The organism is Lampropedia aestuarii (genome assembly GCF_004803635.1).
GTDB lineage: Bacteria > Pseudomonadota > Gammaproteobacteria > Burkholderiales > Burkholderiaceae_C > Lampropedia > Lampropedia aestuarii.
Window position 1 is genome coordinate 52,376 of the sequence record NZ_SSWX01000005.1, and the last position, 18,997, is coordinate 71,372.

Sequence of the window (18,997 nt, forward strand, 5' to 3'; positions counted from 1 at the left end):
CCCAGGCTGGCATGAGTCCAACGCGCGCTGCTCCTCAAGTGGCCATCATTGGTGCAGGCTGGGCTGGACTGGCCGCAGCCGTTGCGGCCACGCAGGCCGGCATGCGTGTGAGCCTGTACGAGGCCGCCCGCGAGCCAGGCGGGCGGGCCCGTAACGTGCCTGTCAAGGTCAGATCGGGCGCTGCATTGGCCCAGGGTTTGAGTCTGGACAATGGCCAGCACATTCTGATTGGGGCTTATCGCGCCTCATTGGACCTGATGCGCACCGTGGGCGCAGATCCCAGTGCCTGTTTACAGCGAGTGCCTTTGGATTTGAGAGATGCAGCGGGCAATGGTTTGGCTTTGCCTGACTGGCCGGCTGCGCTGCAACCCTTGGCGGGAGCCTGGGCCATTATGAGCGCCCGAGGCTGGCGCTGGCAGACGCGCTGGGCGTTGCTGCGCGCTCTGCGACAGTGGCAGCGCCAAGGCTTCCAGGCGCCCAGCAGCATGACGGTGACACAGCTGTGCCAGCAACTGCCAGAGGAGCTGGTGCAGCAATGGGTCGATCCCTTGTGCGTGGCTGCTTTGAATACCCCGATTGAGCAAGCCAGCGCGCAGGTATTTTTACGCGTGCTGCAAGACAGCTTGGCTGGTGCGCCGGGCAGTGCCGACATGTTGCTGCCTGCCAAACCTTTGGGTGATGTGCTGGCGCAGCCGGCCTGGCAGTGGCTGCAGCAGCGTGGCGCCCAATTGGTATTGGGGCAGCGGATCGACCGCTTGGAGCCGGTGGCACCCGAGCGGGTCGGAGGATCGGCCGCGGCCTGGCAGCTCCAAGGCCAGTGCTTTGATGCCGTGCTGCTGGCCTGTCCTGCTTGGGAGGCGGTGCGCTTGTTGTCACGCTTGGCGCAGGCAGAGGGTGGTGCATTGGTTGGCGCTGCTGCCAGCCAGCCAGTCTCAGTGGACTTGCCGCAAGCGGCCTCTATAGAGGCCTGGTTGAGCCGCGCCCAGCAGCTTGAATACGAGGCCATTGGTACAGTGTTTCTGCAGTCTTTGCAGCCAGCCGATCAGCCACCGCTGCCCAAGGCGATGTTGGCCGTTGGCGATGGGCCAGCGCAGTTTGTGTTTGACCGCCAGCGCTTGACTGGCGATGCGGGGGTCACGGCCTGGGTGGCCAGTACCATGGCCGGTGACAAGGCTGCGCTTAGCCAGGCTGTCCTGCAGCAAGCCGAGCGCCTGCAAGCGCGCTTACAAGCCCAGGGGGCCGGCAGCACATCGGCTGGCTTTGAACATGTGGCCACGATTGTTGAAAAGCGCGCAACCTTTCGCTGCATAGCCGGCGTACAGCGTCCCGCCATGGCAATAGATGCGGCATGGCCTACCTTACTGGCCTGTGGTGACTATATTGACGGCCCATACCCGGCCACGCTGGAGGCTGCGGTGCTCAGTGGCCAAGAGGCAGTGCTGCAGTTGCAGCAGGTGTTTACCAAAGCGGCTCAGCAGGGCTGAGCTTGGGTGCTGCGTTGCGAATTAAAGTATTTGCTGCATGCACTGCATGAGCGCGCCGATAGAATAGGACCCCATGCAATCCAATATCAAAATTTTGTTGTCGCTGGTCGTTGCCGTGGCTTTGCTGATGGTGGGCTACTCCAACCGTGGCTGGGGCGGCTTTATGCTGGTGCTCGGTGCCATTGTATTTGTGGTGTTGCTGTATTTGACGCGTGTGATGAAGGTGCTCAAAGCCGCATCGACCGCTCCCAAAGGCCTCATTTCAAGCGCAGTCATGATCAATTCCCGCCTCAAAGAAGGCATGAGTTTGTTGCAAGTTGTGCAGATGACGCGCTCAATCAGTGAACCCCAAGGTGACTTGAATGCCCGCGAAGTTTGCCATCGTTGGACCGATCCGGGCGGCGCATGGGTTGATGCGATTTTTGTCGACGGCAAGCTCAAGCAGTGGCAGATGGGCCGTCCAGAGAGCACGGAAGCAACACAATCTAACAGCTAACGCCAGAAATATGTAACTTGCCATGCCCAGAGGTGGATAATTGCCCGTTTGCACCATCGGTTTACCATTTTTATTGATGCGTCAACCCGATCCTGTTGGCGTGCATTAGAGTACGGCCTTCACTACATTCATAAGCATTCCTTCGCGTGCCTTCTTCTTTCGAACACCCTCAAACAGCGCCTGAGCCTGCGCACGGCGCCAGTGCGGCAGCGCCGCGCCTGACTGTGGCGATTTTGGCGTTCAATGAAGAGCGCTGGATTGCCCAGTGCATTGACAGCGCTTCGTTTGCTGATGAGGTGGTGGTGGTGGATGCTGGCAGTTCCGATAAAACCGTTGAAATTGCCCGTGCCAAGGGCGCGCAGGTGTTTATCTACCCGGAGTGGCGCGGTTTTGCGGTTCAGCGCAACCATTTGCTCACGCATTCCACGGGTGATTTTGTCTTTTTTCTCGATGCCGACGAGGTTATCACGCCCGATTTTCGCGATGAAATATTGCGCATTGTGGCCGCCAATGACCAGAAAAGCATTTGGCGCATTCGCTGGCAGTTGGTCGCTTTTGGGCGTGTCTTGCCAGCCAGCATGTCGCGCACGCGTGTGGAGCGGCTCTTTCCAAGGCGCTTGATCGAGCGTTTTGAAGGCGTGGTTCACGAAGAAGCAGTGCTGCGCGAGTGCGAGGTGGCGCGCCACGACATTCAGACCTTGTTGGTGCATTACACCAACCCGGATGTCAGCACCTCGATGGCGAAAATGGTGCAGTACGCAATGCTGGGCGCGACCAAACGCAAGGCCCAGGGCAAGCGCGGTGGTGTGCTGCGCGGTCTGGCCGCTGGCAGCATGGCCTTTTTCCGGTATTACTTCATGCGTTTGGGCTTTCTGGGCGGCGGCGCAGGCTTTTTGTACTGCCTGTTCAAAGCCTTGGAGAGTTTTTTCCGTTATGCCGCACTGCGTTATGACTACGAACAGCTCAGCGACGACGTTCAGCGCCGTGTCGGCTAACACACGCTCGTTCTATGCCGCTCAATTCTCTTTCTTCAGCTGACGCTCTGGCGCCAAGGTCTGTGGTGCGTGAGTGGCATGGCGTGCCGCTGTGCTGGAACACGCTGAGCAATACCGCCGCCTTCATGCTGCCTGCGCTGGCCTTGTGGCTGCCGTCAGGCTACTCATGGGGGGCTGTGGTTTTATTGCTGGCCAGCTTGGCGAGTTTGCACCGCTGGCCACGTCACAGACCTGACCGCGACACGTTGGTACTGGCAGCCACCATCTTGGCGATGGGCCTGGTCTGGGTACTGCAAAGTGATGGCCAGGGCAGTTCGGCGCGCTGGGACAAATTCTCTAAATATGCGCTGGCGCTGCCATGCTTGTTGTTTGCCGTCGCTTACCCGCCTTCCTACAAAGCGCTGCGCAGCGGCTTACTGGTCGGCTGTCTTGGTGCAGGTCTGATTGCTTTGTGGCAAGTTTATGGTCAGGGGCTGGATCGCGCCTCAGGCTATACCAATGCCATCCAGTTTGGCAATTTGGCCTTGCTGCTGGCCGCCATGCTGGCATTGGCGCTGATGTGCCATGTGCGCGCTTTCAGCTGGGGCTGGATGGGCCTGTATGCGATTGCTGTGCTGTTGGCTCTGCAGGCCTCAGTGTTGTCGCTCTCGCGCGGTGGCTGGCTGGCTTTGCTGTGGTTGCCTCTGCTGTGCTGGCCCGTGCTGCGCGAGTGCCGCGCCACACACCAGCGCCAGTTGCTTGGGATGTTGGCTGCCATGGCCTTGCTGGTGGCCCTGCCTTTGCTGAGCAATACGGCAACGATCAAGCAGCGCATTGATTTGATGGGCTCGGAGGTGGCGGCCTACCAAAGCCAGGGTGAGGCCAGCTCGTCAATTGGCCATCGCTTGGAGCACTGGCGACTGGCCTGGTATTTGGGGCAGGAGAAGCCGCTGCTGGGTTGGGGCGATGCTGGCTACAAACAAGAGAAAGCGCGTTTGGTGGATGCGGGGCTATTTGATGTCTCGACCACTTACTATGACCATGCGCACAATGAAGTGCTGGATATGTGGGCCAAGCGCGGCAGTCTGGGCGTGGCCATGCTGCTGCTGTTCTATGCGATCCCGCTGGCTTTGTTTTGGCCTTCGGCTGCGCGCATGAGGCGTGTACGGCAGCACTTGCAGCCAATGCCTGCGGCCACTGCCGACCAGGCAGCCAGCGCTGTGCTCTGGCTGCGCTTGTGCGGATCTGCTATTGTCCTGATGTACATCACGTTTGGTTTCAGCCAAGTCTTTTTTGCGCACAATAGCGGCACGATGAGTTATTTGTTCATGTTGGTGCTTTTTTGGGCTGCATTGCACGGTTTAGAGACAAGGCGCCCAGACTGAACCAATAGGCCTCTACAATCTCGCCAATGGGCCGATTGTCCTCACAAGCTTGCTTGCTGGAGTTATCCTTTGGGGCCGATCTGTTTGAGTGACCTTACTATTGATGACATTATGAGCAACGCAACCACGTCCACCCCTTCCAGTATCGAGCTGCTGGCCAAAGACCTCAATGAAAATGGCGGCGTATTCTGCCCTAGCCCTAAAGCAGGTATGAAGCTGTGGGACACCCATCCCCGAGTCTTTTTGGATGTGGCTCAGACCGGCAGTGCGCGCTGCCCTTATTGCGGCAACGCTTACCATTTGCGCGCAGGCGAAGTGTTTCGCGGCCATTGACGGCATCTGACAGGAATGCCGTGACGAGCGCAGTGTGCTGTATGACCCAGGCCAACCCATTCATCGGGTGCTGGCTTGCGCGTGCACGCTGCCAATGGGTGGGGGGGATGTAATGGCAGATGCTGCGGCAACCCTGCCGATTGGCGCGCAGCCTCGCCGACCCAAGGTCATGCATTTTGTCACTGGCGGCTTTTCTGGAGCCACCCAGGTTGCATTGGATTTGGTGCAAGCGCACGCGTTAAGCGGTGAGTTTGACGCCATGCTGGTGCTGCGTCGCAAACCCCAAACCGATATGCAACGCGTGCATGCGCTGAGTGCGCAAGGCGTGCATGTTGAGGTGGTCACGCATTGGCCGCATATGGCCACTGTGTGGCAATTGCGTCAATTGTGCCTGCAGTGGCAGCCTGATATCCTGGTCGCACATGGCTTCAGTGACCATATTTGGGGCCGATATGCAGGCTTGTGGGCCGGGGTTAAGCACTTGGTGCATGTTGAGCACAACAGCCGCGAGCGCTACACCTGGTGGCGCTTGAAGCAGTCGCTGTGGTTGGCGCAGCGCACCGACCGCATCATTGGTTGCTCGCAAGGGGTCAAGGCCAGTTTGTTGGCGCTGGGCTTTCCGCCCGAAAAGACCATCGCCATCTCCAATGGCATTCGGCTTGCACCTTATGCGCTAGGTGGTGGCGTTGCCTTGGCTGAGCGCGAGCCGGGCATTGTGATGGCAGCGCGTTTTGCCAATCAAAAAGACCACCAAACACTGATTGAAGCCCTGGCGATTTTGAAAAGCCGTGGTTTGACACCACCGCTGTGGTTACCAGGTGGAGGCAGCGCCCATTTGCGCAAACGCGCAGAGCGTTTGAGCGAGAGTTTGGGCCTGAGCGAGCAAGTCCACTTGATGGGCTTTCATCCCGGCGTGCCAGGCTTGTTGATGCGCAACCAGGTGTGTGTGCTGTCGAGCCGCTATGAAGGCATGCCCTTGTCCTTGATTGAAGGCATGGCGGCCGGTTGCGTGGTGGTTGGCAGCCAGGTGCCTGGTATCCAGGAAGTGATTGAGCATGGGCGCAATGGCTTGTTGGTGGCACCGCAGAATGCAGTGGCTTTGGCCGATGCTTTGCAGCGTGCCTTGCAAGACACGCCCGCCGCACAGCAATGGGCTACGCAAGGGCGCAGCGACGCAGTGAACCATTACAGCTTTGAGCAAATGGCTGCGACCTATGAGCGCGAGTTTGCCAACTTGCTGGGCATGCCTTGTGCAGAGCCTCCGGCTGGTGCAGTATTCGAGCCATTCTGAATCGATGACAGAATCCTTCTACGCATTGCATGACACTGACGCGCAACCAGCCCAGCAGCCCTTGCGGCACGCGGTGCCTTGGTTGAGTGTGCTGGTGCCGGTCTACAACGTTGAGGCGTATTTGCGCGAGTGTGTGGAATCGGTGATGCAGCAGGTGCAGCAGCTACAGGGAACTGCAGCCGCTCAGATAGAAGTGTTGCTGCTCAATGATGCCAGCACCGATGGTTCTGCCCAGCTCGCCCAGCAGTTGTGCCAGCAGTGGCCAGACACCATTCAAGTGATTGCGCACACGCACAACCAAGGCCTGAGTGCCGCCAGAAATACGCTGATTGAGCATGCCCGCGGCCAATACCTGTGGTTTTTAGACTCGGACGACTGCCTGGAGCCTGGCGCAATCGCTGCGCTGCAGCGGGTGGTGCAGCATGAACAGCCCGATCTGGTTTTGTGCGATTTTCGCCTCTGGCGTGCCAAAGAAAAACTCAAACACCGTTTGCGCGGTGAGCGTCACCGCGCTAGTTTCGATGTGCCCAAGGCCTTGCGTCACGCGCCTGTCGCCGCTGCAGGCCGCATGGGCTTGGTGAGTGACCGCGCCGCCTTACTTGAGGGGCTGTTTTTGAGCGGGCAAATGCACGCATGGTCGAAAATTTCCAAACGGGTGCTGTGGCAGGCCAGCGCAGACCAGCCGGCTTTGCGCTTTCCGGTGGGCGTGGCCTTTGAGGACATGGCCACCATGCCTTGCTTGCTGCTGCGTGTGCACAGCTTTATCTATGTGCCTGAGGTTTGGGTTGCCTATCGCCAGCGTGCGGGCAGTATTTTGGCCAGCATGAACCGCCAGAAGGGCTTGGATTTAGGTACTGCATTGGATGCTTTTGCGCAGCTGTACCAGCGCCAAGCGCAGATCGAGCCATCTTTGGCCACGCCTGCCGTGCATTTTGCAATTGCCCATTTGGTCGCCCGCAATTATTTGGGCGCCATGCGCGCTCTGATGCGCAGCCACGCCGAAGGTGCCGCAGCGCTTCAGGTAGCGCTGGCGCAATCGTTTCTAAACAACAGCCCTTTGACTGCTGCGCAATTGCTGCAGCAGTATCTGCAACGTGGTTGGTGGGCGCGCTATTGGCGTGCCCGCTCAGCGCTGTCGGGCCTGCCTACCAAGCATCTCCATGGCTGATTCACCTATATCCCGTTTGGGCTTGCGCACCCGTTTAGAGTTTGTGCTGGCTGGCGCCGTCAAGACCTGGGGCCAATGGTTTCCATCCGCACTGCCCGCTTACCAGCAGGCGGCTGCGCAGCAGTACGTGTTTGGCCAGCCGCCAACACCGTCTACGGCAGGGCCCATTCCGCGTATCATCTGGGCGTATTGGAATAGTCGCGATTTGCCGCTGGTGGTGCAGCGCTGTATTGATGGCTGGCGGCGCTTGCACCCAGATTGGCGCATTGAAATTCTCAATGACGATAGCGTGCACCAGCATGCCTCGCAGTGGCCCGATGCGCTGGCAGGTGTGACGGTGCAAAAACGCTCGGATTGGTTGCGGCTGGAGTTGCTGCGTGTGCATGGCGGCTTCTGGTTGGATGCGAGCACGATTTTGACCCAGCCGCTCGATTGGGTCGTGCAGCAACAAGCAGCCACAGGCAGTGATTTTGTGGGTTTTTATCTGCAGCGCTTTACCCATTTGCCACAGTTTCCAGTGGTCGAGAGCTGGTTCATGGCAGCGCCTGCCGGCAGTGCTTTCATTGCGGATGTACAGCAAGAGTTCACGCGTGAGGTGATTGAGCAAGATGCACAGATCTATGTCGATGCGCTCAAGGCCCAAGGCATTTACGAACGCACAGTGCAAGGCATCGACAGCCCTTTGTATTTGGCTATTCACGTGACGATGCAGCGTGTCTTGCAAAGTGGCCAGGCCGCCTACCGTTTGGATTTGTGGCAGGCCGAGCAAAGTGCATTTCTCTACCATGTGCAAGCCAAATGGAATCGGGCCGCCCTCAAGCGCAAGCTGTTTTTCATGCCTGTGCGCGGCGCGGTGGTGCCTTTGATCAAGTTGCGCGGTCCTGATCGCAAGCGGCTGGACGACTACATAGCGCGTGGCTTGTATTTGCCTGACAGCATCGCTGGCACCTTTTTGATGACCCAGACTGGGACTGATCAGGTCAAGGAGGCACGATGAGTGAGCAAACAGTGTGGAGTGGAGTTTTCTGGGTAGTGCTGGTGCTGCTGCTGGTCTTGGTGCTTGCCGCACTGGCCGGGGTGTTGTGGCTGATGCGCAAGAGCCGTTTGCAAACCCTGCCTAAAGCCCAGGAAGTGGTGTTGGGCGATGCGCAATGGCCTGCCGAGCCCGCCATACCGCGCACGATCTGGACCTATTGGCATGCAGCCACGCCACCTTACGTGGTGCAGCGCTGTATTGCCGGTTGGCAGCGTTTGAATCCCGGCTACCAAGTGCATGTGTTGCATCCGGGCAATGTGGCTGAGTTTTTGCCCAACGTGCCCGAATCATTGGGCCGCCTGAATATTGCCAAACAGACCGACTGGATTCGACTGGCCTTGCTGCACCGCTATGGCGGCATGTGGCTGGATGCCTCGATCATCTTGACCCAGCCGTTGGACTGGGTGGAGCGAGAGCGCCGCGAAGAGCAGGCCGAATTTGTCGGCTTTTACCTGGAAGGCTATACCACGCGGGCGGCTTTTCCAGTGGTGGAGAGCTGGTTTCTGGCTGCGCTGCCAGGCAGCGTTTTTATTCGCCAGTGGCTTGAGCGCTTTGAAGCTGCAGCGATCACTGGCGAGACCGCAGATTACCTGGCGCAATTGCAGCAGCAAGGGCGCTATGAGGCCTTGACGCAGAAAATTGGCGACCCCAGCTACCACACCATCCATGTGGTTGCGCAAGATGTGCTGCAAAGCCAGTCCAGCGGCGATGCGGCCATGCGCTTGTGCTTGCTGCGTGCCGAGGACACGGCATACTGGCTGCACGTGCAGTCGGGCTGGAAGCGCAGGCCCTTGTTTGCCAAACTGCTCTGGACGCCTGGCGATGCCAGTGTGTGGCCACCGCTGGTCAAGCTGCGAGGCGGCGAGCGCACCAAGCTCAATGCATGGCTGGTGAAAAAACATTACCGCGAAGGCAGTTTGGTTGAGCGCTTTTTGGCGCAGCCAAAACCTTCAGACCGGCGCGTCTAAGCCATACCAGGTACTAAACACCTAGGCACTGGGCTGGGCGTGTGCTGGTGCGTGTGCAGCCCAGCTTTTAACTGCCGTAGCCTTGCGGATTGTTGGACTGCCAGTGCCAGGCATCACGGACCATGGCCTCCAGTGGCAGCTCGGCATGCCATTGCAGCTCCTGCGCAGCCAGGCTGGCATCGGCCCAAAAGGCCGGCAGGTCGCCGCTGCGCCGCGGTGCCATTTGGTAGGGGATGGTGATGCCGTTGACCTGCTCAAATGCCCGCACGATCTCCAGTACCGAACTACCGCGCCCTGTGCCCAAGTTCCAGGCTTTGAGGCCACTGCCCGCAGTCGAGGCGCTTGCTGCCAATTCAGCCAGTTTGGCCAAGGCAGCCAAGTGGCCTTTGGCCAAATCGACCACATGCAAATAGTCGCGCAAGCAAGTGCCGTCGGGTGTGTCGTAATCATCGCCAAAAATCGATAAATGGCTTCTGCGGCCCACGGCCACTTGTGTGATGAAGGGCAGCAAATTGTTGGGAATCCCCTGTGGGTCTTCGCCAATCAAGCCACTGGGGTGGGCCCCAATTGGATTGAAATAGCGCAGGGCCGCGACTGACCAGCGCGCATCGGCCGCGCACAGATCGGCCAGGCACTGTTCGACCATGATTTTGCTGGAGCCATACGGATTTGAGGCGATGCCCAGCGGCATGCGCTCTTGGTACGGGACAGGTGCCAATGGACCGTACACTGTGGCCGAGGAGCTAAAGACCAAACTGCGCACCTGCGCGGCATCCATGGCTTTGAGCAGACTCAGACTGCCTGCGACATTGTTGTCATAGTAACGCAGCGCCTGCTGCACGCTCTCTCCCACGGCTTTGAGGCCCGCAAAATGGATGACCGCATCGATGGCATGCGTTTGCAGCAAGGCTGTGATGGTGGCGGTATCGCGGATATCGGCTTGGGTAAATCCTGCTGTTGTACCGCAGATGCTGGCAATGCGGGTCAGGGCCTGTGCGCTGCTATTGCACAGATTGTCGACGACGTGCACCTGGTGGCCCGCTTGCAGAAGTTCCACCACGGTGTGCGCGCCAATATAGCCGGCGCCGCCAGTCACAAGAATATGCATAGAAAAAGCCAGAAGAAAAAAGGGGCTGCAACAGGCTGGGCCTGGTGCACTGCTGGTGGCATTGTGCCTGATGGGCGCACGCACATGCCGCCTGCCTGGCAATTGCCGCATGCACGCAAGCACCCAATGGGCTTGCGCTAAGGCTATGCATAACTACGTTCTTATGACTGCTGGCTGAGTGTCTCCGCCGCTTTTGGCAAGCTGAGCACGAACACCGCACCACCGCCTTCGCGTGCCTCGCAATGGACGCTGCCGCCATGGCGCAGCGCGATCGTTTTGACCAGCGACAAGCCAAGGCCCACGCCGCCAGAGCGTTCGCTGGCGCCGGGGGCGCGGTAAAACGGCTCGAAAATCCGCTCACGCAGTGCATGCGGAACGCCGGGGCCGCGGTCACTGACGCGCACCTCAATTGCGCGCTGGTTGGGCTGCAGCAATAAGTCAATGGGGCCTTGGCTGTAGCGGTCTGCATTCTCCAGCAAATTGCGAATGGCGCGGCGCAGCAGTTTGGCTTCGCCGTAGACTTCCATATCAGGCACTTGCTGCGCTTGGCCATCGCCTGGCATGGCGATATCGAGTTCGGCGCCAATGCGCGCAGACTCCTCGGCACACAAGCCAATCAGATCGATCATTTCCAAGACAATGGGCGTGTCCTCGGCCAAGTCCAGGCGGCTTGCCAGCAAAATCTCATCGATCAATTGGTCTAACTCGGCAATGTTGCGCTGGATCTCTTGCCGTGCAACCGGCGATGGTTGGCCATTTTCAGACAACTCCAAACCCATGCGGATGCGTGCCAATGGGGAGCGCAACTCATGCGAGGCATTGGCCAGCAGGGCTTTGTGTGAGCGCACCAACGTCTCGATGCGCTCAGCTGCCGCGTTGAATTGGCCAGCCAACTCGGCCACTTCATCGTGCCCTTTGTCGGGGATACGCACTGACAAATCGCCCTCGCCAAAGCGCTGCACACCAAGGCGCAGATTCTCTAGGCGCTTCATCAGGTGGCGAATGATTGGAAAGACGCCAATGATGACGGCCAGCGACACCAGCCCCAACAGCCATAAATACCCAAATGGGGGCTGAAGCAGCAGAAAAATCCAGCCCTCATCATGCCTTGATCGTGGCGAGGGCCTGTTCGGTCTGGGGGCAAATCTGGCGAGCAACTCCTGGCCATCATCGGTGCGAATTCTGATCGCAAAACCGGGCTCTTTGGATGCGGCAAAGGTGGACATGCCCCGCACTACTGGTGCTCCTGGCTGATCCAGGCGTGTAATCACCACCTCTCTGGGGACTTCAACACGTACGCGCTCATTGCTCTCTTCGGCCACACTCCAACCCCAGCCAACAGCCAGCATCAAGACGGCCACACACACTACGACTGCGAGCCAGATGCGCAGGTACATGCGTTTGGAGAAGGGGTTGCTAAAAGCCATGCTGGAATTTGAAAAAATGGATGGGCAAGGGGGCCAAAGCCTCAGTCCTGCTGCTTGGCAAACACATAGCCCACACCGCGCACGGTAAGGATGCGGCGTGGGTTTTTGATATCGCTCTCAATGGCGGCGCGAATGCGGCCCATATGCACATCGATTGAGCGGTCAAAGGCTTCGAGCTCACGGCCACGCACGGCTTCCATGATCTGGTCGCGTGTCAGAACCCGCCCAGCCCGCTCGGCCAGTGTCACCAGCAAGTCAAATTGGTAGGATGTCAAATCGGCGGCTTGCCCTGCGACCGTGACAACGCGGGCGCTGCGGTCGATCTCCAAAGAGCCAAAGCGCATCACATCATGCGCTTGGGTATCAGCCGCCACAGCACCGGTATTTTGACGGCGCAATAAAGCACGGATGCGAGCCAATAGCTCACGTGGCTCAAACGGCTTGGGCAAGTAGTCGTCTGCGCCAATCTCCAGGCCAATCACGCGGTCCATCGGATCGCCTTTGGCGGTCAGCATAAGGATCGGCAGTGAGGCGATGGGGGCTGGCATGGTGCGAATTTGGCGGCAAACATCCAGGCCATCCATGTCAGGCAGCATCAAGTCCAACACCACCAACTCGGCTGCAGGCTGGGCCGCGTTAGGGCTGAGACGTTCAAGACCTGCGCGCGCATCCGGCGCATGCGTGACAGCGAAGCCCGATTGCGCAAGATATTCAGACACCATCTGCGCCAGACGCACATCGTCCTCAATCATCAAGATGGATGTATTCATAAACAAAAAGCCCCATATGCGGCCCTGCCAATCAGGGCCTGAAAACAAACGAAAGACCAATTTTTTCGGCAAGCTGGGCGCGATTGCCATGTGCTTGCGAGCAATAACCATGCAATGTCACTGCATAAGCAGCGCTTTAGTTTGTCGTCTTTGTAAACACTTTGTAAAGTAGGCGGGATCTGCGCTGTAGTCCGAAAAGCAACACTGCCGTTCGCTTGGTCTAACGTGCTGCAGAAGCGGCTCATCAATAGCGCGGGAATGTGCCGCGCTTGCCAACGGCCTTGGTTGCTGTCAGGCAGCAGTGTGGTGCTCTAGAGCGCAGCCCATGTGAGGACTGCGATGTGTAGGCCAGTTGGGGGTATCAGGCCTGCACGCGTTTGACGGTGAGCAATCCAGCGCCAATGGCGACCAATAAGCCGCCAAAAATGCGGTTTTGCCACAGTTGCGCCTTGTAGCTTTTGAGCCAGCGGCTGAGCAGACTGGCGCTGGCGGCATAGCCATTCATCACCACCGTGTCGACGGCGCACATGGTCACGCCCAGGATCAGCAATTGCAGCAGCAAGGAGCGGTTCGGGTCGATGAACTGCGGCAGCACCGCCACCATGAACAAAATGCCTTTGGGGTTGGTGGCGTTGGTGAAGAAACCAGTCAGCACACGCTGCTTCCAATTGAGCGTGCCGCCGCGTTTACTGGCATTGGGGTCCGCCGTGAGTGCCGCCTCAGAGGTCTCAATTGCTTGCTCGGAAGAGGGCTTTTGCAGGCATTGCTTGATGCCCAAATACATCAAATACAAGGCGCCTACGACCTTGACGGCCAAAAAAGCCATCTCCGAGGCGATCAGCAGCGAGCCAACACCGGCACCAGCCACTACCAGCACGAGCACCAGGCCCAACTGCAAGCCCAGCACCGTGGCACTGGAGCGCTTCCAGCCGTAGCTCAGGCCATGGCTCATTGACAGCACCGCGCCGGAGCCTGGCGAGATCGCAATCACCCATGCCGCAATAAAAAAAGTGAACCAGACATGCCATTGCATAGCCAACTCCTAGTGGAAAACCGACTCTTGCTCTTGTAGCACTTGCTTGTATATCACGAGGCAGTGCGGCTTTGATGCATCACCTGTATGCAGGCATTGCATGGCCTGGGGCTGCAGGCGCGCGGTACACATCACAATCCAGGCAAACAAAAAGCCGTTGCATAGCAACGGCTTTTGAGAATGTGTGGTGCCCAGGAGAGGACTCGAACCTCCACGGAGTTGCCCCCGCTAGCACCTGAAGCTAGTGCGTCTACCAATTTCGCCACCTGGGCACTTCAGGAAAGACGCAATTCTATCTGAGAATTTGCAGCTTTTAAAGCATTTACTGCATTTGGCATCAAAATATTTTTAAAAATATTCTTCGCCGCCGAAAAACAAAAAAGCCACTCAAGAGAGTGACTTTTGTCGTTAAACTTGGTGCCCAGGAGAGGACTCGAACCTCCACGGAGTTGCCCCCGCTAGCACCTGAAGCTAGTGCGTCTACCAATTTCGCCACCTGGGCACTTCAGGAAAGACGCAATTCTATCTGAGAATTTGCAGCTTTTAAAGCATTTACTGCATTTGGCATCAAAATATTTTTAAAAATATTCTTCGCCGCCGAAAAACAAAAAAGCCACTCAAGAGAGTGACTTTTGTCGTTAAACTTGGTGCCCAGGAGAGGACTCGAACCTCCACGGAGTTGCCCCCGCTAGCACCTGAAGCTAGTGCGTCTACCAATTTCGCCACCTGGGCACTTCAGGAAAGACAGCAATTGTAATCCAAAAAACGGATCTGTTTTGAATAAATCACATTTGATGCAAGAAATAGTTGGCGTTGTACAAGGCCGACGTGAAGGACATGGATTTGTCATCCCTGATGAGGGCGGCGACGACATCTACCTCCCCCCAGAAGAAATGCGCCATCTGGTGCACCGCGATCGGGTCAGCGTGCGCGTGGTGCGCATGGATCGCAAAGGCCGCCCTGAAGGCCATGTGCTGGACATATTGGAGCGCCCCACCAAAACCATCATTGGCAGACTGCTGCAAGAGAGTGGTACTTGGCTGGTCGCGCCTGAAGACCGACGTTACGGCCAAGACATCATCGTGCCTGAGGCGGCAGTTGCACATGCCACAATGGGCCAGGTCGTGGTGGTCGAATTGACCGAACCCCCCAGCCTGCATGGCCAGTCGGTGGGCCGCATCATCGAAGTCCTGGGCGAGGCTGACGATGCCGGCATGGAGATTGACATTGCGGTGCGCAAATACGATGTGCCGCACACCTTCTCTGAGGCGTGTCAGAAAGCTGCAGCCAAACTGCCCGTGCAGGTGCGTCCCGCAGAGCGCAAAGGACGCATTGATTTGCGCGATGTGCCACTGGTGACGATTGATGGCGAAGACGCGCGCGATTTTGACGATGCCGTCTATTGCGAGCCCGCCAAAGTAGGGCGAGGCAAAGGCTGGCGCTTATTGGTGGCGATTGCCGATGTCAGCCACTACGTGAAATCGGGCGAGGCGATTGATGTCGATGCGTTTGAGCGCGCCACCAGCATTTATTTCCCGCGCCGTGTCATCCCGATGCTGCCTGAGAAACTCTCCAACGGCTTGTGCTCGCTCAACCCGGGCGTAGACCGTTTGTGTATGGTCTGCGACATGCTGGTCAATGCCAAAGGCGAGGTGCATGCCTACCAGTTTTATCCGGCGGTGATGCACAGCCACGCCCGCATGACCTACACCCAGGTCGCGGACATCCTGGCCAATACCCGAGGCCCACTGGCGCAGCAGTACGACAGCCTGCTGCCCGAGTTCATGCACTTGAACGCGGTCTACCAAGCCTTGCTGGCTGCACGCAAATTGCGCGGCGCGGTCGACTTTGAGACCACCGAGACGCAAATTCTTTGCGACGACAGCGGGCGCATTGCGCAAATCGTGCCGCGTACCCGCAACGAAGCCCACCGCTTGATTGAGGAGGCCATGCTGGCGGCCAACGTTTGCGCAGCCGACTTTATTCAGAACAGCAAACACATTGGCATCTTCCGCGTGCATGAAGGGCCAACCCCTGAGCGGCAAAATGTCTTGCGGGCGTATTTGAAGGCCTTGGGCATTGGCATGACGATTGGCGATGACCCCAAGCCCGAAGACTTCCAGGCGATTGCCGAGGCGACCAAAGACCGCTCCGATGCACAGCAAATCCACACGATGCTGCTGCGCTCAATGCAGCAGGCGATCTATACGCCGCACAACAGCGGTCACTTTGGTCTGGCGTTTGAGGCTTACACCCACTTCACCAGCCCGATTCGGCGCTACCCGGATTTGCTGGTGCACCGCGTCATCAAAGCCATTTTGACGGGCGGCCATTACACACTGCCCAATATTCCGTTGGCCAACGCGTCGACGGACCCCTTTCGCAAAAAGCTCGCTGCCAAAGTGGCACCGCCGCAGCGTGCGATCGCTGCACCCGCAGAGACAGGCAAGAAGCGCGGCAAAGCGGCAGCGCCGTCGAACTTTGAAGAAATGCAAGCTTGGGAAGCTGCGGGACTGCACTGCAGCGCCAACGAGCGCCGTGCCGACGAAGCCAGTCGCGATGTCGAATCCTGGCTGAAATGCCAGTACATGCGCGGCCATTTGGGCGAAGTGTTTACCGGCACCGTCACCTCAGTCACCACATTTGGTTTGTTCGTCACTCTGGATGCGATGTATGTGGAAGGGCTGATCCACATCACCGAGCTGGGCGGCGAATATTTCCGTTTTGACGAGGCACGCCAGGAATTGCGCGGCGAGCGCACTGGCACGCGTTATGGCGCGGGCACACGCATGCGCATTCAGGTCAGCCGCGTCGATCTGGATGCCCGCAAGATTGACTTTGTGCCTGCACAGGACGATCTGCCAAGACAGGGCGGGGCTGCCAACGGCGCAGCCAAGCCGGGGCGCAAAAATGGCAAGCCAGATGCCCAGCGCGCTGGGGCCGCCCCCAGCGGCTCTGGCGAGCGCCAAGGCAACCGCCAAGAGCGCCGTGCTGAGCTCCAGCCAGAGCGCTCCGGGCGCGCTGGTGGGGCCAAGAAATCATCGGCCAAAACCTCGCGCAACGCCAGCGCACGCAAAAGCCGCAAGCGTTGAACGTGGTTGGTTGTGCCACAAGCGGCTGGGCTACGCTGCTCGGTTCTAAGATCGTAAATAAGCTTTAAGGTGCGCACTGCGCACCTTAAAGCTTGCATTGCGGTCTACAGCTCACAACAGCTACGGCGACTGAAGCCTAGAATGGGTGCTCATGTCCTCCATCCTTTTGCAACGCACGCAGAATTATCTGACTGCTCGCCGCACTCACCCTGCGTGGCTGCTGCTAGCATCTCGGCGGGCGCCTTTGATGCTCAGCTGCTTGGAATCTTTGTTCGAGTACAGCCGCGATGGTGTGCCATTTGACCAGGCTGTGCAGGCGTTGGCTGATGTGCTGGCCGCGCACGCCAATCAGCCCGACTTCGAAATTGAGACGCAAGACATCGACCGACAGGCGCGCCTTGAGCTGCGCGAATGGGTTCGACGTGCACTGATTGTTGAGCGCGAAGGGCGTGTGTTTGAGACTGATGCTCTAAAAACTGCTTTGCGCTTTCTAGCCCAGTTGGATGGACGCATGATGACCTCCACGGCATCGCGCCTGGCTGTTGTGCAACGTGAGATTGACAACCTGGCCGCGCAGCTCGACCCCGATCCAGTCAAGCGCGAGCAGTACATCCAGCGCAAGCTCCAAGAATTGGAGCAGCAAATGCAGGAGCTGCGCGATGGCCATGTACCGGTGCTCAGCGATGCGCAGGCCATTGAGAGCATTCGCGAGGTTTATGGCTTGGCGATTGGTTTGCGCGCGGATTTTCGCCGCGTTGAGGACTCATGGCGTGAAGCGGATAAAACTTTGCGCCAAGCCATCATTGGCGAGCAGCTGCATCGCGGCGAGGTTGTAGACAAACTGCTCGATGGCCATGCCAGCTTACTGAATACGCAAGAGGGGCGGGTGTTTGAAAACTTCCACGAGCAGCTTGCTAACCACAACGAGCTCGACGCGATGCGCCAGCGCATCATCCAGATTCTTGCGCATCCTGCAGCCACACAAGCACTGGATGATTTACAACGCACGGGCTTGCGCTTGCTGGTGCAACTGCTGCTCAAAGAAGCCAAGGTCGTGCAGGCGGTACGTGCACGCAGTGAGCGCGAAGTCAGCCAATTCATGAAAAGCGGTCAGGCCGTTGAGAACCACCGTGTGGGTCAACTCATCAACGATGTGCTGCAACAAGCGGCCATGCTTGACTGGAATCACCTGGCCTTGCGCCGCCAGCCCGCACCGCTGACGCCTGCGGGTGTGGCGCTGGGCACGCTGCCACTGATTGAGCGGCTGCGCATCAAGTCGCTCGATGACGGCGCGCCGCTGGAGTTGCTGTTTGGCGCGCAGCATACCGATTTGAACCAGGTTGCCGATGAGTTTTGGCTTGCCTTTGAAGGACTCGATCGGTTGGCACTGATGCAGCAAACCCTGCAGACGCTACAGCAACAAAATACGCCGTTGACGCTGGCGCAACTGGCCGAACAAATGCCGCTGGACGAACACGATCTGGAGACCCTGTCGCTGTGGTTGGCCATGGCCAGGCAGGCTGGCGTGCAAGTGTCTGAGCAGGAGCGAGAAGCCATTACCTCCAGCGATGGAGATCAGGCCTGGATCTTTCAAGTGCCAAAGACCCGTTTGGCAGCGCAGGATGTGGTGGGTATGAATGAGGAGTTGTAATGCCGTCTGATTCTGAAACTGGATTGGATTTTTTTGATCAACTGGCCACGCAAGCGGCGGACAAGGTGCAGCCGCGAGGTGCATCGGTGCAGTTTGATGAAATGCCAGGTGCATTGGCTCAGGACAGCCTAGAAAAGCCGCTACTGCGCACACCACTGACGTTGCGTCGTGCGGTGCAGGAATTGCTCAAACACGGCTGGCTGGAGCACGGCACTAAACCGCGCTTGTTCAAAACCATTGCGACCGAGACAGTGCGCATCAACCAATTGCTGGAGCCGCTGGACCTGGAGGCCAAGGTCGATGAATTGCGTGGCCTGGCGTTTGCCAGCGTGCTGCCGGACTTTCTCAATGACGATGCCGAACAGGACGAATGGGCGCACCCGCTGATGTTTCGCCAGCGTTTGACATTGGAACATTCGCTGGTGCTGGCCATTTTGCGGCGTGAATTCATCCAGCAAGAGCAGCAAGGCGGTGTGGGTGTGGCCGTGCGTATGGCTGTGGACGATTTGCTGCTGCAACTCGATACCTTTATCGACCGCAGTGGCAGCGATATGCAAGACCGCAAGCGCGTGTTGACCGCGCTCGAAGCCCTGCGCAAGCACGGCGTGGTCTCAGAGCTAGATGCGCAGGACTATATTGGGATTCGGCCCATGATCGTGCACTTGGCCAATCCCGAGAATTTGCAGGCCTTGCTGCAGCATCTGAAAAATCTAAGCGCCCAAGCCTCTAGCGCTGGGCAGTCCACTGACGATGGCGATGATACGGCACAGGAGGCCTAACA

16 protein-coding genes and 3 tRNA genes are annotated in these 18,997 nt (G+C 58.3%); 12 read left to right on the forward strand and 7 right to left on the reverse strand.

Annotation, left to right across the window (positions count from 1 at the left end):
* Positions 1-11: 11 nt before the first annotated feature.
* From hpnE to E8K88_RS05125, 9 genes are all read left to right on the forward strand, one after another.
* Positions 12-1,484 carry a hydroxysqualene dehydroxylase HpnE gene (gene hpnE / locus E8K88_RS05085; RefSeq protein WP_136405581.1) on the forward strand — a complete coding sequence of 491 codons (1,473 nt, stop codon included), beginning with the start codon at positions 12-14 and terminating at the stop codon, positions 1,482-1,484.
* 73 nt (positions 1,485-1,557) lie between these two features.
* On the forward strand, positions 1,558-1,980 hold the full coding sequence (locus E8K88_RS05090; RefSeq protein ID WP_136405582.1) for a glycerate kinase: 423 nt from the start codon (positions 1,558-1,560) through the stop codon (positions 1,978-1,980).
* 146 nt (positions 1,981-2,126) lie between these two features.
* On the forward strand, positions 2,127-2,975 hold the full coding sequence (locus E8K88_RS05095) for a glycosyltransferase family 2 protein (protein WP_136405583.1): 849 nt from the start codon (positions 2,127-2,129) through the stop codon (positions 2,973-2,975).
* Positions 2,976-3,040: 65 nt separating this feature from the next.
* The gene (locus E8K88_RS05100) at positions 3,041-4,339 is read left to right on the forward strand and encodes an O-antigen ligase family protein (protein ID WP_240754339.1); all 1,299 of its coding nucleotides are present in this window, start codon (positions 3,041-3,043) and stop codon (positions 4,337-4,339) included.
* Positions 4,340-4,450: 111 nt separating this feature from the next.
* Positions 4,451-4,672, forward strand: a complete 222-nt coding sequence (locus tag E8K88_RS05105) for a zinc-finger domain-containing protein (protein WP_136405585.1) — start codon at positions 4,451-4,453, stop codon at positions 4,670-4,672.
* 112 nt (positions 4,673-4,784) lie between these two features.
* Positions 4,785-5,963 (forward strand): glycosyltransferase family 4 protein, encoded by a 1,179-nt coding sequence (locus E8K88_RS05110; RefSeq protein ID WP_136405586.1) that lies wholly within the window; start codon positions 4,785-4,787, stop codon positions 5,961-5,963.
* Positions 5,964-6,036: 73 nt separating this feature from the next.
* A complete protein-coding gene (locus tag E8K88_RS05115; RefSeq protein WP_136405699.1) occupies positions 6,037-7,131 on the forward strand; it encodes a glycosyltransferase family 2 protein in 1,095 nt (364 codons plus the stop codon).
* On the forward strand, positions 7,124-8,128 hold the full coding sequence (locus tag E8K88_RS05120; RefSeq protein ID WP_136405587.1) for a glycosyltransferase family 32 protein: 1,005 nt from the start codon (positions 7,124-7,126) through the stop codon (positions 8,126-8,128). Before E8K88_RS05115 ends, E8K88_RS05120 begins: the two co-directional genes overlap by 8 nt.
* Positions 8,125-9,135, forward strand: a complete 1,011-nt coding sequence (locus E8K88_RS05125; protein WP_136405588.1) for a glycosyltransferase family 32 protein — start codon at positions 8,125-8,127, stop codon at positions 9,133-9,135. The genes E8K88_RS05120 and E8K88_RS05125 overlap by 4 nt, the downstream gene beginning before the upstream one ends.
* Before the next feature lie 67 nt (positions 9,136-9,202).
* Here the strand turns inward: E8K88_RS05125 and galE are convergent, their stop codons facing one another.
* The 7 genes from galE to E8K88_RS05160 form a co-directional block, all read right to left on the reverse strand.
* Positions 9,203-10,243, reverse strand: coding sequence for a UDP-glucose 4-epimerase GalE (galE, locus tag E8K88_RS05130; RefSeq protein ID WP_136405589.1), 1,041 nt, complete (start codon positions 10,241-10,243; stop codon positions 9,203-9,205).
* A gap of 161 nt (positions 10,244-10,404) precedes the next feature.
* The gene (locus E8K88_RS05135) at positions 10,405-11,670 is read right to left on the reverse strand and encodes a HAMP domain-containing sensor histidine kinase (RefSeq protein ID WP_136405590.1); all 1,266 of its coding nucleotides are present in this window, start codon (positions 11,668-11,670) and stop codon (positions 10,405-10,407) included.
* Positions 11,671-11,711: 41 nt separating this feature from the next.
* Positions 11,712-12,440 (reverse strand): response regulator, encoded by a 729-nt coding sequence (locus tag E8K88_RS05140; protein ID WP_136405591.1) that lies wholly within the window; start codon positions 12,438-12,440, stop codon positions 11,712-11,714.
* A 361-nt stretch (positions 12,441-12,801) separates the two neighbouring features.
* Positions 12,802-13,473 carry a LysE family translocator gene (locus E8K88_RS05145; protein WP_136405592.1) on the reverse strand — a complete coding sequence of 224 codons (672 nt, stop codon included), beginning with the start codon at positions 13,471-13,473 and terminating at the stop codon, positions 12,802-12,804.
* Between the two features lie 185 nt (positions 13,474-13,658).
* Positions 13,659-13,745 (reverse strand) — tRNA-Leu (locus tag E8K88_RS05150).
* Between the two features lie 143 nt (positions 13,746-13,888).
* A tRNA-Leu gene (locus E8K88_RS05155) sits at positions 13,889-13,975 on the reverse strand.
* Positions 13,976-14,118: 143 nt separating this feature from the next.
* Positions 14,119-14,205 (reverse strand) — tRNA-Leu (locus E8K88_RS05160).
* A gap of 62 nt (positions 14,206-14,267) precedes the next feature.
* On the opposite strand from E8K88_RS05160, the gene rnr reads away from it, so the two are divergent.
* The 3 genes from rnr to E8K88_RS05175 all read left to right on the forward strand — a co-directional run bounded on the left by rnr (position 14,268) and on the right by E8K88_RS05175 (position 18,995).
* Positions 14,268-16,565, forward strand: coding sequence for a ribonuclease R (gene rnr, locus E8K88_RS05165; RefSeq protein WP_136405700.1), 2,298 nt, complete (start codon positions 14,268-14,270; stop codon positions 16,563-16,565).
* A 151-nt stretch (positions 16,566-16,716) separates the two neighbouring features.
* Positions 16,717-18,216, forward strand: coding sequence for a DUF3375 family protein (locus E8K88_RS05170; RefSeq protein ID WP_136405593.1), 1,500 nt, complete (start codon positions 16,717-16,719; stop codon positions 18,214-18,216).
* Entirely contained in the window at positions 18,216-18,995 is a 780-nt protein-coding gene (locus tag E8K88_RS05175; RefSeq protein ID WP_205880025.1) for a DUF4194 domain-containing protein, read from the forward strand. The genes E8K88_RS05170 and E8K88_RS05175 overlap by 1 nt, the downstream gene beginning before the upstream one ends.
* Positions 18,996-18,997 lie beyond the last annotated feature (2 nt).

Bases quoted from the DNA above. Each gene is read 5' to 3' on its own strand.
- rnr (WP_136405700.1), top strand. From the start codon at position 14,268: ATGCAAGAAATAGTTGGCGTTGTACAAGGCCGACGTGAAGGACATGGA.
- hpnE (WP_136405581.1), top strand. From the start codon at position 12: ATGAGTCCAACGCGCGCTGCTCCTCAAGTGGCCATCATTGGTGCAGGC.
- E8K88_RS05120 (WP_136405587.1), top strand. From the start codon at position 7,124: ATGGCTGATTCACCTATATCCCGTTTGGGCTTGCGCACCCGTTTAGAG.
- E8K88_RS05110 (WP_136405586.1), top strand. From the start codon at position 4,785: ATGGCAGATGCTGCGGCAACCCTGCCGATTGGCGCGCAGCCTCGCCGA.
- E8K88_RS05175 (WP_205880025.1), top strand. From the start codon at position 18,216: ATGCCGTCTGATTCTGAAACTGGATTGGATTTTTTTGATCAACTGGCC.
- E8K88_RS05125 (WP_136405588.1), top strand. From the start codon at position 8,125: ATGAGTGAGCAAACAGTGTGGAGTGGAGTTTTCTGGGTAGTGCTGGTG.
- E8K88_RS05135 (WP_136405590.1), bottom strand. From the start codon at position 11,670: ATGGCTTTTAGCAACCCCTTCTCCAAACGCATGTACCTGCGCATCTGG.
- E8K88_RS05140 (WP_136405591.1), bottom strand. From the start codon at position 12,440: ATGAATACATCCATCTTGATGATTGAGGACGATGTGCGTCTGGCGCAG.
- E8K88_RS05105 (WP_136405585.1), top strand. From the start codon at position 4,451: ATGAGCAACGCAACCACGTCCACCCCTTCCAGTATCGAGCTGCTGGCC.
- galE (WP_136405589.1), bottom strand. From the start codon at position 10,243: ATGCATATTCTTGTGACTGGCGGCGCCGGCTATATTGGCGCGCACACC.
- E8K88_RS05170 (WP_136405593.1), top strand. From the start codon at position 16,717: ATGTCCTCCATCCTTTTGCAACGCACGCAGAATTATCTGACTGCTCGC.
- E8K88_RS05090 (WP_136405582.1), top strand. From the start codon at position 1,558: ATGCAATCCAATATCAAAATTTTGTTGTCGCTGGTCGTTGCCGTGGCT.
- E8K88_RS05145 (WP_136405592.1), bottom strand. From the start codon at position 13,473: ATGCAATGGCATGTCTGGTTCACTTTTTTTATTGCGGCATGGGTGATT.